The 15,706-nt window shown below is 59.6% G+C and carries 10 protein-coding genes; 2 read left to right on the top strand and 8 right to left on the bottom strand.

The features are described 5' to 3' along the window. Positions 1 to 57: 57 nt before the first annotated feature. From P8K07_15085 to ppdK, 7 genes are all read right to left on the bottom strand, one after another. Complete coding sequence (locus P8K07_15085; GenBank protein MDG1959846.1) at positions 58 to 1,758, bottom strand: sigma 54-interacting transcriptional regulator; 1,701 nt, start codon at positions 1,756 to 1,758, stop codon at positions 58 to 60. A gap of 14 nt (positions 1,759 to 1,772) precedes the next feature. Beyond that, positions 1,773 to 2,996: a type II secretion system F family protein gene (locus tag P8K07_15080; protein MDG1959845.1), complete on the bottom strand. Its 1,224-nt coding sequence runs from the start codon at positions 2,994 to 2,996 to the stop codon at positions 1,773 to 1,775. A gap of 8 nt (positions 2,997 to 3,004) precedes the next feature. After that, complete coding sequence (locus P8K07_15075) at positions 3,005 to 4,120, bottom strand: type IV pilus twitching motility protein PilT (GenBank protein ID MDG1959844.1); 1,116 nt, start codon at positions 4,118 to 4,120, stop codon at positions 3,005 to 3,007. A gap of 138 nt (positions 4,121 to 4,258) precedes the next feature. Continuing rightward, positions 4,259 to 5,995 carry a type IV-A pilus assembly ATPase PilB gene (gene pilB, locus P8K07_15070; protein ID MDG1959843.1) on the bottom strand — a complete coding sequence of 579 codons (1,737 nt, stop codon included), beginning with the start codon at positions 5,993 to 5,995 and terminating at the stop codon, positions 4,259 to 4,261. Positions 5,996 to 6,160: 165 nt separating this feature from the next. Further along, the gene (locus P8K07_15065; protein ID MDG1959842.1) at positions 6,161 to 7,921 is read right to left on the bottom strand and encodes an ABC-ATPase domain-containing protein; all 1,761 of its coding nucleotides are present in this window, start codon (positions 7,919 to 7,921) and stop codon (positions 6,161 to 6,163) included. Then, positions 7,918 to 8,793 carry a shikimate dehydrogenase gene (gene aroE, locus P8K07_15060; GenBank protein ID MDG1959841.1) on the bottom strand — a complete coding sequence of 292 codons (876 nt, stop codon included), beginning with the start codon at positions 8,791 to 8,793 and terminating at the stop codon, positions 7,918 to 7,920. Before aroE ends, P8K07_15065 begins: the two co-directional genes overlap by 4 nt. 159 nt (positions 8,794 to 8,952) lie before the next feature. Next, complete coding sequence (ppdK, locus tag P8K07_15055) at positions 8,953 to 11,796, bottom strand: pyruvate, phosphate dikinase (GenBank protein ID MDG1959840.1); 2,844 nt, start codon at positions 11,794 to 11,796, stop codon at positions 8,953 to 8,955. Positions 11,797 to 12,029: 233 nt separating this feature from the next. Between ppdK and P8K07_15050 the strand changes: the two genes are divergently transcribed. Beyond that, positions 12,030 to 13,241: an acyltransferase gene (locus P8K07_15050; GenBank protein MDG1959839.1), complete on the top strand. Its 1,212-nt coding sequence runs from the start codon at positions 12,030 to 12,032 to the stop codon at positions 13,239 to 13,241. Next, entirely contained in the window at positions 13,238 to 14,350 is a 1,113-nt protein-coding gene (locus tag P8K07_15045; protein ID MDG1959838.1) for a UDP-N-acetylmuramate dehydrogenase, read from the top strand. Before P8K07_15050 ends, P8K07_15045 begins: the two co-directional genes overlap by 4 nt. Here the strand turns inward: P8K07_15045 and P8K07_15040 are convergent. After that, positions 14,347 to 15,690 (bottom strand): glycine--tRNA ligase, encoded by a 1,344-nt coding sequence (locus tag P8K07_15040; protein MDG1959837.1) that lies wholly within the window; start codon positions 15,688 to 15,690, stop codon positions 14,347 to 14,349. The two genes, P8K07_15045 and P8K07_15040, sit on opposite strands and share 4 nt — an antisense overlap. Positions 15,691 to 15,706: the final 16 nt, after the last annotated feature.

Genomic DNA, 15,706 nt, shown 5'->3' with positions numbered 1-15,706 from the left:
GACAAAACGTGCGCATGCTGGGGCGGCAACAATCGCGGCGGGAGAGCCGCGCCATTCTCAAAAGCGCGCCCGGCCCGAGCGGCCCGCAATTCCGTGCTTCTGGAGGCGGTGACGCAAGGACCGATAATTCACGCCAAGCAGCGCGGCCGCGTGCTTTTTGACTCCAGACGCGCGATCCAGCGCCTCGAGAATCAGATCTCGTTCGGTCCGTGCCAGTCGTTCATCCAAACTCTCGGAGATCCGGGACGCAAAATCGAGCAAATCCTGTCGCGTCTGATCTCCGCCTCCGACCGGAACCTCGGCTACCAGGGTTGCGTGCGGGGCAATTTCTTCGGGGTCCGGGGTTCCTGCTATTTTGCGCAACGCCTCGGGAAGGTCCTCTCGCGTCAACTCCTCCGACTCGGCGAGAGTCACCGCGTATTCGACGATATTTTTCAGTTCCCGCACGTTCCCCGGGTAGCGGCCCCCCTGCAGGCATTGCATCGCCTCCCGATCGATTCCACGAATGGCTCGGCGGTGACGTAGCACTGCTTGCTGCAGGAAATGTTCGAGAAGCGCCGGCAGATCCTCCATCCTTTCGCGCAGCGGCGGAATTTCAATCGTGATCACAGCGAGTCTGTAAAAGAGGTCCTGCCGAAATCTCTCTGCGCGAACTTCAGCCTCGAGCGATCGATTCGTTGCCGCCAACACGCGCACATCCAGCGATACAGGATTTTTGCCGCCGACCGGTGTCACCACCTTTTCCTGCAGGACACGCAGCAGTCGCACCTGAAGCGCTTGTGTCAATTCCCCAACCTCGTCGAGAAACAGGGTCCCGCCCTGCGCCTGCCGAAACAGGCCCGTCCGGTGGCTCTCCGCTCCCGTGAAGGCACCCCGGATATGGCCAAACAATTCGCTCTCCATCAAGCCTTCGGGAATCGCTCCACAATTCACCACGACAAAGGGGCCGGAGGCTCGTTCACTCGCGGCATGAATCGCCTGAGCCACCAGCTCCTTGCCCGTGCCGCTCTCCCCAGTGATCAACACGGTAGCCGGTGCCGCCGCGACTTTACCGATCAACCGTCGCACCTCCTGCATCCCGCTCCCGTCGCCGACCAGAAAATCCTTTTGGGCCTGCAGGTTATTTTCGGACAAAGGTAGCGACAGCGCGGCTGCCCCTGCAACAATCGGCTCGGCTGAAAGTTCCTGCAGAACGACAACCTCGCCGCCAGAGCGAATTGCCGAATTGTCGAGCGGCACACGGCGGATGTGCAGCTTGCGCGATTGCCCCGAAGGCAATCGCTGCTCGCAGTCCTGAAACCCGCCGGCATCCGGCTGCCCTCGCAGCAGGAGCGGGACCAACGAAGTCAGTCGGCGACCCAGCAGTTCCTGTGTCGGACAACCGAGAATCCTTTGTGCGGCCGGATTGGCCGACCGGATCTGACCAACTCCATCCAGAACAACTACGCCGCACTCGAGACCAGTCGCCAAGGCGGCATGCACCGCACTCAAACGATCCATGGCCGCATTCGTGCGGAAAAGTTCCTGCTGGGCACCTTCGAGCTTTTGGGCCAACCACCCGGAAGCAACTGCCAGGGCCGCCAGCGCCAACCCGTCCACCGCGATCGCGCGGATCATTCCCGGGCGGAACTCACCGGCGAAGAACACCGCACTAGTGGCAAAGAGCCAGCTCAGAATAGCGACGACAAAGGTAGCGACAATCAGGAGTCGAGCGAGGAGCAGGATACGCATCCCGCGAGCGGGCGATGCCGCCGTCATCCCCTCTCGGTCCATCAGGCGCCGAGGACCGAGCCCATCTGAAAGATCGGAAGATACATCGAGACCACCAATCCGCCGATGATCACACCCAGTACCACGATCACCAGAGGCTCCATCAATGCCGTCAGGTTGGCCACCGCGTTATCGACTTCCTCTTCGTAGAAATCAGCGACTTTCTGCAGCATCTGATCGATCGACCCGGTCATCTCACCGGCACCGATCATCTGACAGACCATCGGGGGAAAAACGCCCGAGGCCAGCAAGGGCTCGAGCATGGTATGCCCCTGGCTAATACTTTCCCGAACGGAAAAGCCGGCTTTTTCAACCACCTTGTTGCCAGCGGTTTTCGCCGTGATCGTCAGCGCATCCAGAATCGGGACGCCCGAGGAGACCAGCGTTCCGAGAGTTCTCGAAAATCGGGCTACCGAGGCCTTGAGCAACAACGAACCGAGCACCGGCATTTTCAACAGCAGACGATCCAGAATCGTTCGTCCCTGTTCCGTCCGGGCCGCCTGCCGTATACCGAAGACCACCAACGCGAAACTCAGAAGCATCCAATGCACGTACTGAATCACAAAATCCGAGAGGTTGATGACCAACTGCGTCGGCAAGGGAAGCGCCTGCCCGAAACTACCGAAGAGTTCCCCGAAAACCGGGATCACGAACACCAGAAGCACCATGGTCACAGCAACGGCGACCGATAGAATGGTGACCGGATAGATCATCGCTCCTTTGATTTTACGCTTGAGAGAGAGCGATTTCTCCATATAGACAGAGAGCCGGGACAGAATCGTATCGAGGATCCCGCCAATCTCGCCCGCCTGAACCATATTCGTATAGAGCTCGTCCCAGGTGCCGGGAAAGCGGTGCAATGCTTCGGAGAATGTCGCTCCGGATTCGACAGATTCCTTGACCGCGAGAATTTCTTTCTTGAAATGCTTGTTCTCGCTCTGCAACCCGAGAATGTCGAGCGTCTGGACAAGCGGCATCCCCGACTCGACCATTGTGGTCAGCTGACGGGTGAAAACCACCACTTCCTGCTGCGAGACCGGGTTTCCAATCGTTGGAAGATTAATTTCGCGAGAAAGGCCTTTGCCCTTTTCCTTGATCTTCTTGGTAATCGGTTGAATGCGTTGGGAGCGCAGTCGGGAAATCACCGCCTCCCGGGAGTCGGCTTCCATATCGCCGCGCAGAATCTTGCCACTGGCCGTCCGGCCTTCGTATGCAAAAACAGGCATCAGAAACCTCAGCGTGCCAAAGTGATGCGCGGGGAAACCCCGCCACCCTTCTGACGGTCGGTGGGCGACGCGCCCATCATGCGTTCCAGTTCCTCGGATTCGGTCGCTGCGAGCAAAGCAGCTTCACGTGAGATCATTCCGCGACTGTGCAGGTCCAGGAGGGACTGGGACAACGTCACCATACCGTTTTTGTCCTGGCCCACCTGCATCTGCGAGTAGAGTTGGTGGACTTTCTCTTCGCGGATCAAATTCCGTATTGCTGCATTCGGGATCATCAATTCGCAGGCCATGACGCGGCCATCCTTGTCCGCACGGGGCAATAATGTCTGTGAAATGACCGCTTCGAGAACCAGGGAAAGCTGGGCTCGGACCTGCGATTGCTGGTGCGCCGGAAAGACATCGATCACACGGTTGATTGTCTGCACTGCCGAATTCGTATGGAGGGTCGCAAAGACCAGATGTCCGGTCTCCGCAATCGTCAAAGCGGCTTCGATTGTTTCCAGATCCCGCAACTCACCAACCAGAACCACATCCGGATCCTGACGCAGAATATGCTTCAAGGCCTGACCAAAACTTTGCGTATCTGCAAAAACTTCTCGCTGGTTAACCACGCAGCGCTTATGAGGATGAATGAACTCGATTGGATCTTCGACGGTCATGATATGTTCGGCGCGGGTTTCGTTGATTTGATCAACCATCGAGGCCATCGTCGTGGACTTGCCGCTCCCTGTAGGGCCGGTCACCAGAACCAGGCCCCGGGGGAGCTTGATCAAATCTTCGACAGTTCGAGGTAGACCTAGATCTGCGATCGGCGGCACCTCGTGGGGGATGGCGCGGAAGACAGCACCGACCGCGCCCTTCTGCACAAAGAGGTTGCCGCGAAAACGCGAGATTCCCTGCACGCCGAACGAGAAATCCAACTCGGATTCTTCCTCGAATTGCTTTTTCTGCTCCTCCGAGAGGACGCTGTAACAGAGCTGCCGGGTCTCGGTGGAATTGAGTCGCGGATGTTCCAGGGGTGTCATCTCTCCGTGAATGCGGATGGTGGGCGCGGCCCCCTCCGTGAGGTGCAAATCGGAAGCTCCCTGATCGGCCATCGCTTCGAAAAAATCCTGCATCTGCATTTTGAAATCCCTCCCCGAATCGTCCGCTTGTTCGTGCCAACCCTGCATTGAGCAGCACTCATGCATCCCTCAACTCGACCCAATTTCTGTCTGATCCTTCGGTAGCCGCTGATGGTTTCTTGAATGGAGCAACCTCGATCAGTCGGCCATAGTGACGCGCATGACCTCTTCCACCGTGGTCTCCCCGGCGGAGATTTTCGTGATCCCCGCCTGCCGCAGGGTGACCATTCCATCCTGAACGGCCTGTTGCTTGAGTTCGGTGGCTGTCGCTCCGGCAAGCACCAACTCCCGGAGCTCATCGGTGACCCGCATCACTTCGTAGAGCGCGGTGCGCCCGCGATAACCTGTATCCCCGCAATGCGAGCAGCCTTTCCCTTTCCATGTCTGGACAGGGGCGGCTTCCTCGGCAGGGACGCCAAGGTCAATCAACGCCTGCATCGGTAATTCATAGGGCTCGCGGCATTTTGGACAAACACTTCGAGCCAGACGTTGCGCCATGATCAAATTCACCGAAGAAGCGATCAGGAACGGTTCGATGCCCATATTCAGCAGACGATTGACCGTCGAAGGCGCATCGTTGGTATGCACTGTCGAAAAGACAAGATGCCCGGTCAGTGCAGCTTTCACCGAAATTTCGGCGGTTTCAAAATCGCGGATCTCACCCACCATGATCACATCGGGATCCTGACGAAGAAACGATCGCAGCGCGGCCGCAAAATTCAGACCGATATCCTCGTGGGTCTGCATCTGATTGATGCCGGGCAGATTATATTCGACGGGATCCTCGGCTGTCGAGATATTGGTGCCCGCATCATTCAATTGCGCAAGCGCCGAGTACAGAGTCGTGGTCTTGCCCGACCCTGTCGGGCCCGTAACGAGAATCATCCCGTAGGGCTGGGCGATCGCCTCCTGAAAATGCGCCAACGATTGGCCTGTGAATCCGAGCTTTTCCAGGTCGAGTTGCACGCCATTCTTGTCGAGGATTCGCAGAACCACTTTTTCACCGAAAAGGGTCGGCAAGGTCGAGACACGTAGATCGATCTCACGCCCCTGCGCCAATTTCACCTTGATACGTCCGTCCTGCGGCAACCGGCGCTCCGCAATATCGAGAGAGGCCATCACCTTGATCCGAGAGGTAATCGCGTTCTTCAATTTCAGCGGCGGCTGCATGATCTCTTGCAGAACGCCATCCACACGAAAGCGAACGCGCAGAGATTTCTCGTACGGCTCGATGTGAATATCCGAAGCTCTTTTCTTGATCGCATCGGCTAAAAGCGCGTTGACCAGCTTGACGACCGGCGCCTCTTCCGTGGCTTTTTCCAACTGTTTGAGGTCGAAGTCTTCGTCCGCTCGAACGACTTCCATATCCTCATCACCAAGTTCGGAGAGAACGTCGCCATAATTGACGTTCTGCTCGTAGTGGCGCTCGATACATTTCTCGACCGATGTCGGACTCGCAATGGCTGCACGGACATCGAATCCGGTGAGAAATTTGACTTCATTGATGGCAGCCAGGTTGGAGGGGTCGGCCATCGCCAGCGTCAGCGTCGTTCGGCTCAAATTAACCGGGACAACCTGAAATTTGATCGCGATTACTGCGGGCAAAACATCCACCAACTCATCCGCAAGTTCCAGCGATCCGGGATCGACGACCGGAAGATGATATTCTTCCTGCAAGGCCGTCAGGAGATCCGCCTCCGTGATCTCACATTGGCGCACAATATGAGTCGTCAGTGCACCACCAGCTTCACGCAAACGAGATTGCGCCAGGCGAAGGTCGCCCTCGGCAATCAGACCCTGTCGCAGGAGAAGCTCCCCGACACGGCTGGTCGGAACCTGCGCATTACGCTCGGTACCGCCACCCCGCTTGACCAATGATTCTACGCTGCCCACAAATTGACCTCGATAGACCTATCGGCGCTTTGCGCACGACCCTTAGCGCAAACGCGATATTTATAGGCTTTGCTCTACTGCCCCGCATAGTCATGCTTCCATGGCCGATGACGCAATTCGTCTGAAAGTCCTGCGGAACCAGTATTTTCAGGCCCTGCTGCACACGAGAGAACGCAGCCGATTGATGGCAAAGGCCAGATCGAGCGGACGGACAGCGGCCCGGTCGCCAAACCCGGGCGCGGCCAGAGCACCGACGCCACGGCACCGAAGATCCTCTCCGACCGAAGCGAGAAGATCGGTAAGCGTGACCGTGCCGTCACAGAGCTCGCGACCCAGATACAGAAGCAGATCGCCGATCAGCGCCACCTGTCCCGGGTCGACCAATTGTTCGGCTGCCGAAAGATCAAGCGTCTGATCCCCGAAGGCAAGCCGGTAGCCATCCCCTCGCCGGACGCGCGCCGATCGACCCCGACCCGATGCGACAAACGAGCGCGGCTGCGGATAGCGAAGCGCCGCAAGGGGCCACTCGCCCGGCGCTTGCGGTCCCTCGGATATGCTCGCGGGCAGCTCACCGGCAATGCGGTGGGCCTCCTCCGTCACCTCGCAGGGCGCATAGCTCGCCATGCGAATCACCGTATCGGCCACATCCAGATAATCCCCCGCCCCGCCCACGACGAGAACCGAAGAAACTTTTTTCTCTTCAGCCAACTGGCGCACACGGTCGAGGTAGGGGGTAATCGGCTCCTCGCTCGACGGCACCAGGCGGCGCATTCGCGCGTCTCGGATCATGAAATTGGTGGCTGCGGTATCCTCATCCACCAGCAAGGCCGTGGCACCGGCTTCGATAGACTCAAGAACCGCTGCCGCCTGCGAAGTCGCTCCCGAAGCGTCCGCGGTACAGAAGTTTTCGGTCGGCCGATCAAGCGGAAGATTTCTCAGAAACGGTCGTAAATCGACACCAGCGATCGATCGACCATTTTCGGCACGGACGCAGACGGTCTCGCTCCGTGACACGCACCTTTCGCGGCCGTCTCCGGGGATCTGATCCCAAACCGAGCGCGCCATCGCCTGCAGGAGAGTCGACTTGCCGTGATAGCTCCCGCCGACAATCAGCGTGACGCCCTCCGGAATCCCCATCCCACGGATTCGACCGGCGTGGGGCAACTCGATTTCAATGGCTAGAGACGGCGGCGCCAGAATCGGCAACCCGGATACGAGTGGACGATCGTCGATACCGCTCGCTCGCGGCAGAATTGCGCCGTCTCCGAGGAAGGCGACCAACCCGCGCTTCCGCAACTCCTGCCGCAGGAAAACCTGATCTTCGACAACCGCAACCTGATGCCTCAAAGCTGCATGGTCCAGTGCCTCGGTGCTGATGGCTTCGTTCAGGATCCGGGGCAAGCTGTCGAGAAACATCGACACAGCGGCGCGACCACGAATCCGGCGACCCGTGGCCGGGAGTCCGGCTGTGAGTCGTATTCGGCAGCTGCCGTCGGCGCGGACCAATACCGCGCTGCGGTCGAGGACTTCCTGACCGACGGCCACCATCCCGAGGACACCTGATGCGCGCGACCCACCGGCGCCTGCGCCGGCGCACATGCTTACCCGCAAGGCTCGGTGCAGGAAATCTCCGGACGCGCGACATTGATCGAGGGTGCTGCGGGTTTCCGCCGGCAAATCCAGCCAGAGCGTCGGGATTTCCACGCTCAGACGACTTGGTGGCGCAAAGGGGTCTGCTTGCACACGATCGAATGTCAGAGTGAACGAGCCCAGCGAGAAAGGATCGCCCTCGAGACAACGGTAATCGCCGTAGGATCGACCATCGAGCGCCCGCAAACAAGGCTCGAGATCGTCAGATGGCCGCGGGGGGGGCTCGCGACGTCTTCCGCCGCGTTGAAATTTTTTCATTTACGAGCGCGAAGAGCCCGGCGCATCACATCCAGAGGTGCGGGCTGACCTGTCCATTCCTCGAAAGCAAGCGCACCCTGATGGAGGAGCATCCCCAAACCGTTGAAGACGGGCCGACGGCTTGACGCTGCCATCGCCAGAAAGGGCGTCCGGTTCGCGGTGTAGATCAGATCGTAGAAACGACAATCTCGCGGCGTCGCGGCAATATCCAGCGGGAAGAAATCTTCGCCGTTCATCCCGACGGAAGTCGCGTTGACCACAATCGCCGCGCCGCCCAGATGGTCGGCTGACGCGGGGTGCTCCGGCGCCAGTTCGCTGAGCTGCACGCCTGTGACGGGAACGTGAGAAATCCGATTCATGTCTCGCGCCAGAGCGCGAGCGCGAGGAGAACGCCGCGCCGCGATGACAATCCGCCTTGCCCGTTTGCTCAGGGCCACAGCAGCCGCACGAGCAGCGCCTCCTGCACCCAGGACCACCCCAAGGTCGACTTTTTCGGACAAACCAATTTCGGACCAATCACGTGTCAGACCGGGTGCATCCGTATTGTCGCCCACCAGCGTGCCGCGCCGATTGATGATCGTATTTACCGCTCGACAAGCCCGCGCGGTCTCGGTCAACTCATCGAGATGACGGAGAACCGCTTCCTTGTGAGGAATGGTGACGTTGATCCCGGTAATCCCGAGAGCCCGCACACCACGCACCGCCGCACCGACATTCCGTCCGTACACCGGGAAGGGAATATAGGCCCATGGAATTCCCAGCGCGCGAAACGCCGCGTTATGCATGGCGGGCGATCGTGAATGTTCGACAGGATCTCCGATGATGCCCACGATTCGTGTCGCACCGTCGATCGGAACTTGGATGGCTGCCATCCCCCGAGTCTACCCGGGTTGAGAATTGTTTCCACCGAAGCGTCTCCCCGGGGCCAGATATTCAATGTTATTTTCGCTCGGAGGCCCAAACAAGAAATCCCGACCGGCACGGAGCCGATCGGGATTTCTTGTACCTTTGATCCGGCGGAGCTGAATCGCTCAGGCGCCCAGAGCCGCGTGCGCGGCCGCAAGCCGAGCGACCGGCACTCGGAACGGAGAGCAGGAAACGTAATCCAGGCCAACCTTGTGGCAGAAGATCACCGAGGAGGGATCGCCACCATGTTCACCACAGATGCCGCACTTCAGATCCTTCTTGACCTTTCGCGCTGCGCGGACGGCATGATCCACGAGGAATCCAACGCCCGTCTGGTCGAGTGACACAAAGGGATCGGTTTCCAGAACACCATGCTCGACATAATAGGGAAGGAATTTACCCGCATCATCGCGAGACAGCCCCATCGTCATCTGGGTCAAATCGTTGGTGCCGAACGAATAGAAGTCCGCATGCTCGGCCACCTCGTCTGCGGTAATTGCAGCGCGAGGCACCTCGATCATTGTACCGATACTATAGGAGACCCGTGCGCGGTATTCTTTCTTCACCGCTTCGGCGACCTGAACAGCCAGTTCGCGCAGGCGCTCCAACTCCTTGTCCACGCCCACCAGAGGAATCATGATCTCCGGAATGACTTTGACCTTCTTTCGAGAAAGCTCACAGGCGGCTTCCATAATGGCCCGAACCTGAATCTCGTAGATTTCGGGGAACGTGACCCCGAGTCGACAGCCACGATGACCGAGCATCGGGTTGAGCTCGTGCAAGCTGTCGCGCTTCTCCTTGAGAAGCTTGGGCTTGACGCCAATTTTATGCGCCAGATCCGTGATCTCCTTGTCCGTATGGGGCAGGAACTCGTGGAGGGGAGGATCGAGGAGACGCACGGTAACCGGCAACCCAGCCATCGCCTTGAAGATGCCGACAAAGTCCTGCTTCTGCATCGGCAGGATTTTCGCCAGAGCCTTGCGGCGACCGGACTCATCTTCGGCAAGAATCATCTCGCGGACCGCATCAATACGGTCACCATCAAAGAACATATGCTCGGTGCGGCAGAGGCCGATTCCTTCGGCTCCGAATTCGCGAGCCACCGTGGCGTCATGTGGCGAGTCTGCGTTCGCGCGCACCTTCATGGTGCGAGCCTTGTCCGCCCACTTCATCAACTTGCCGAAATCTCCGGACAGTTCCGGCTCCACCGTCGGCACCAAGCCAACGAAAATTTCCCCGGTCGCGCCATCGAGACTCATCGCATCGCCTGCGCGCAGCACCCGGTCACCGACGGTGACCGTCTGCGCATTATAGTCGATCCGCAGAGCAGCACATCCGACCACGCACGGCTTGCCCATGCCCCGGCCCACGACAGCAGCGTGCGAAGTCGCGCCACCACGAGCCGTGAGAATGCCTTCGGCCGCGTGCATGCCATGAATATCTTCGGGGGATGTCTCGACCCGAACCAGAATGGTCTTTCGACCGTCCTTGCCAGCATTGGCCGCATCGTCCGCATTGAAGACGATTTCTCCGGCGGCCGCACCGGGCGACGCCGGAAGTCCCTTGGCGAGCACATCCTTGGCCGCCTTGGGGTCGACCTGAGGATGGAGCAGGGAGTCCAGTGCCGAAGGATCGACTCGCATCACGGCGGTGTTGGTGTCGATCAGCTTCTCCTTGACCATATCGCAGGCGATCTTGAGAGCAGCCGCAGCCGTCCGCTTTCCGTTACGCGTCTGCAGCATGAAGAGGCGATTGCGCTCGATCGTGAACTCGATGTCCTGCATATCCCGGTAATGCTTCTCCAGGGTCGTCGAGATCTTGCGCAGTTCGCGGTAGGCCTTCGGCATCACTTCTTCGAGCGAAGGCATGGTCTTTTTTCGCTTCGCTTCGGTCATGCCGCTGGCCTTGGCCACAATACGCGAGGCCACGATGGTCGCCTTTTGCGGCGTCCGCGTTCCCGCGACGACATCTTCGCCCTGCGCGTTCACGAGGAATTCTCCGTAAAACGCCTTCTCGCCGTTGCCTGGATCGCGGGTGAAGGCGACGCCAGTTGCGCAATCGTCGCCTAGGTTTCCATAAACCATCGCCTGCACGTTCACAGCAGTTCCCCAATCGGCGGGAATATTATAGAGGCGACGATAGGTAATCGCGCGATCGTTCATCCAGCTGCCAAAAACAGCGCCGACGGCACCCCACAACTGCTCCCAGGGATCTTCGGGGAAGGTCTTGCCGGTACTTCTCTTTACCATGGCCTTGAACTCGTCCACGAGTTGGCGCAGGTCGTCGGTCGTCAGATCGAGATCGCCCTCGACCCCACGAGCTTCTTTTTTTGCCTCGATGAGATCCTCGAACGGATCCGTTTCGGATTTATTCTCCGGCTTCATGCCCAGGACGACATCGCCATACATCTGCACAAAACGACGGTAGGAGTCCCAGGCGAAGCGCTCGTTGCCCGAAGCGGCGGCCAGACCAGCTACCGTGGCATCATTCATCCCGAGGTTCAGGACCGTATCCATCATGCCCGGCATCGAGACGCGTGCGCCCGAGCGCACCGAGACCAGCAGAGGATTCGAGGCATCCCCGAATTTCTGGTCCATGATTTTCTCGACCTTTGCTACGGCACGCCGAACCTGTCCGTCTAGAGTATCGGGATACTGCCGGCCGTGGTCATAATAGTAAGTGCAGAGTTCTGTCGAAATCGAAAAGCCGGGAGGCACCGGCAGCCCGAGGGAAGCCATCTCGGCGAGGTTGGCACCTTTGCCGCCGAGCAGATTCTTTTGTTTTGCATTCCCGTCGGCTCGCCCACCGCCGAAGGAATATGCGTATTTTACGGGCTTGGCCGCGCTTGATTTCGCAGAGGCTTTCTTTGCCGAGGCCTTCTTGGCCACACGCTTGGGTGCCGTTTTCCGGGTAACTTTCTTCTGCTTTGCCCGCCCCGCTGTCGGAGCGCTTTTTTTGCCACGTGCCATTTTCGCTGGATTCCCTTCTCGGATGCGGTCCTGATCGCGCGCTTCGCGCAGACCGTAAGCGCATTTCCCTACCAAGCCGCCCGCGAACCCGCCACGGTATCTGGCAGGAAAACCGGGCCTCGAGCGGATTTAGACGGGCTCCCGAAGTCCCCACCTGCAGGGGTCGCGGGCGCAGAGAGGAATCTTTCTGGCTGGACTTCAGCTCTGGTTCCTGCGAATTGGCGGCAAAGTCCATGACCTCGAAAAACCCCCATACGCTCTCGGATGAGGAAATCCCCGGGCATATTCCTGTTCTGGACGGATTTCGCGGGCTGGCAGCCCTGATGGTCACGATTTTCCATTGTTGGCTGATGACCGACCCAAAACTCGACGCCGGTGCTTTCCGGGATTTCCTGATCGGAACGGGGCTCGGCGTCGATTTCTTCTTCGTTCTCAGTGGATTCGTCCTTTTTCTACCCGCAGTCCGCCGCAGCGGACAGATGGGGCGCCTTGGTGACTATGCCCGGCGACGTTTCGCGCGGATCGCGCCCGCCTACTACGTCGCCCTGCTCTTCCAATCCTTCCTCACGCCGGTTCTGACGCGCTTCCCTTCGCCCTGGACGGCGACCGGTGGCCTCGCCGTTCTGCTATCTCACTTCTTGTTTCTCCAGCACGAAACCCCGAGCTGGCTGATCCGCCAGCTGGGCTTTCGCCACGCCATCATGGGCTTTGGGGTCAATGGGGCCCTGTGGTCGCTTTCCATCGAGGTTCTGTTCTACGCCGCACTCCCTCTTATCGCGGGCTTCTATTATCGCCGACCGCGGCTCGGGCTCGTCCTCGGCATCGCGATAGCCCTCGCCACACGCATGAGCGGCCATCTCCTCCCGTCCCTCGGAGCGCTGCTGGGATTTCAGATCGGCTCGGGCGGCGGCGCTCGCCTCGCTGCTCAGTTCCCCGGGTATGCCGCACACTTCGCCTTCGGCATGACCGGCGCACTGGTCTTTGCCTATCTATGGCGCCGCCGCAGCGCGGAGAGCCTGCCGCCTGTCGGCTTGGCACAGATCGTCAGTGTCACCGCTCTGATCTTGTCGATCGTGGCCTACGGAAGCTCGGAGAACGGAAACCCCGAGACTTTCTACGCAAGATACCTCGACGATATTATCCCCGCAGCCGCATTTGCGACCCTGATGACCCTCAGTGCCGTGGCCAGCCCGCGCGGGCAATGGTTGATGGCCAACCCGCTCGCGCGATGGCTCGGCGACGTGAGCTACGGAATCTTTCTCTGGCATTTCCCGCTGATCCTGCTCTTTGGAGAGACGCTTGGCTGGGCGGGTGGCCAGGGAGATGCTTCGTTTCTGAAGATGGTCCTTCTCGTGATACCCGGATCGGCTTTACTAGGGGCGCTGTCGCGGCGATACGTCGAGCTCCCCGCGATCGCCTGGGCTCGACGTCGGCAGGAGTCATGAGCTTGCACCCGCAACCGATTTCCGTGCGCCGGGGGATCCCCTTGCGCGACTGCACCACTTTGGAACTGGGCGGACCCGCCACTTATTTTTTCGAGGCGATGCGCGACGAAGAAATTCCGGCGGCTCTCGCCTGGGCTGACCAGAACAAGCAACGGTTGACAACGGTCGGTGGCGGCTCGAATATCGTGGTCGCCGATGCCGGTCTTGCAGGCCTGGTCTTGCGTATCGGCACTCGGGGGATTCGACGAGAGCCGGTCGCCGACGGCGAGGTCTGGAGCATCGCTGCCGGCGAAAACTGGGATGATATCGTCGCGGCCGCCGTGACCGCGGAACTCTCCGGAATCGAATGCCTCTCGGGCATACCGGGACGCTGTGGCGCCGCACCCCTGCAAAATATCGGTGCCTACGGTCAGGAGATTTCCGAGACTCTGGTCCAGGTGCAAGTGATCGACCGGACCACCCATCATGCCGCCACTCTCGCTGCCGACGAACTCGCCTTCGCCTACCGCGACAGCCGTCTCAAGCGCGAGTCGGAGCGTTGGATTGTGACGGGAATCACTCTACACCTGCGATCCCGGCAGGCGCCCGCGCTCCGCTACCCCGGGCTCGAGCAAGCGGTACGCGCACGCGGACCCATCACGCTGGCCTCCTGCCGTGAGGCCGTGCTCGAATTGCGTCGCAGCAAATCCATGGTCTACGACCCCACAGACCCGAACCACCGAAGCGCGGGATCGTTTTTCCTCAATCCGATCCTGCCGGAGGCGCAGGTGGCGGCTCTGGAAGTCGATGCTCGCACGCAGGGGGTCCTCGCCCCGACGTCCACAATCCCGACCTTCCCCGCCACACCGGGGTGTCGAAAAATCCCGGCCGCCTGGTTGATTGAACATAGCGGGTTTTCACGTGGCCAGACCGAGGGCAGAGTCGGCCTCTCCTCACGTCATACTCTGGCGTTGATCAACCACGGCGGAAGCAGCACCGACGAGCTGCTAGCCTTTGCCCGCACGATCCGTGACGGCGTGGAAAATCAGTTCGGCGTCCGACTCGAGGCCGAACCTGTCATGCTCGGCTTCCCGGTCCCGCCGCTGGAATCGGCGGATGCGGAAATCTAGCCGAAGAGCCGCTTCATCAGCTCGCCCTGCAAATCGTCTTCGTGAACCCGGTCTTGCGTCAGGGCGTCTCGATCGCGCAGAGTGACCGTACCGTCCTCCATCGATTGGTGGTCGACGGTGACGCAAAAGGGTGTGCCAATCTCGTCCTGACGGCGGTAGCGGCGCCCGATGGATCCGGATTGATCATATTGCGTGACCATATTCGGCCGCAGGCGGGCATGGATCTCGCGTGCTTTCTCCGGCTGGCCGAGCTTGCGCAACAGAGGGAGAATCGCCACTTTCACCGGCGCCAAACGGGGATGCAGGCGTAAAACGACGCGAATATCGCCGTCGACCTCGTCCTCATCATAGGCATCGACCAGGAAGGCCAGAGTCGCGCGATCCGCTCCGGCGGCGGGCTCAATCACGAAAGGACGGTAGCGTTCCTTTTTTTCTTCGTCGAAATAGCTCAGGTCCTTGCCGCTATGTTCAGCGTGCTTGCCCAGATCATAATCGGTTCGGCTGGCAATCCCTTCGAGTTCGGACCAACCGAAAGGGAATTCATACTCGACGTCCGCGCACCCACGTGCGTAGTGCGCCAGCTCGTCGGCTTCATGTTCCCGAAGGCGAAGCTTGTCTTTCTTGATCCCGTTCCGCAGGTACCAATCGTACCTCTCATTCTTCCAATACTCGTACCACTGCGCCTCTTCCTCGGGGGCAATGAAGAACTCCATCTCCATCTGCTCGAATTCACGGGTGCGGAAAAGGAAGTTGCCCGGAGTGATTTCGTTGCGGAAGGACTTGCCGACCTGCGCTACACCGAATGGTAGTTTTACGCGCTGGGTGTCCAGGACGTTGGAGAAGTTCACGAACATCCCCTGCGCCGTCTCCGGTCGCATAAATACCGTACTGGCGGTGTCTTCGACGGGGCCCATGAACGTCTTGAACATGAGATTGAAATTGCGTGCCGGCGTCAGTTCCCCGCCACATTTCGGGTCAGGACATTTCGCCGTGTCCTCCAGATGGTCTTCGCGGTAGCGCTTCTTGCATTTGCGACAATCCACCAAAGGGTCCGTAAATCCGTCGATATGGCCCGAGGCCTCCCACACCTTGGGGTGCATCAGAATCGAACAATCGAGCCCCAGAATATCGCCACGGCCCCACACCATATCACGCCACCACGCCTCTTTGACGTTGCGCTTCAGCTCGACGCCGATCGGACCGTAGTCCCAGCAACTCGACAACCCCCCGTAAATATCGCTGGAGGGGAATACCAGGCCCCGGCGCTTGCAGAGATTGACGATTCGCTCCATCCGATCTTCAGATGGTGTGCCTTTGGACGTTTTCTTGGACTGGGCCATTGGATCCCCACTTGCT

The organism is Candidatus Binatia bacterium (genome assembly GCA_029248525.1).
GTDB lineage: Bacteria > Desulfobacterota > Binatia > UBA12015 > UBA12015 > UBA12015.
Note: the sequence above shows the minus strand (reverse complement) of the source record. Positions and strands in the feature narration are given on the sequence as shown.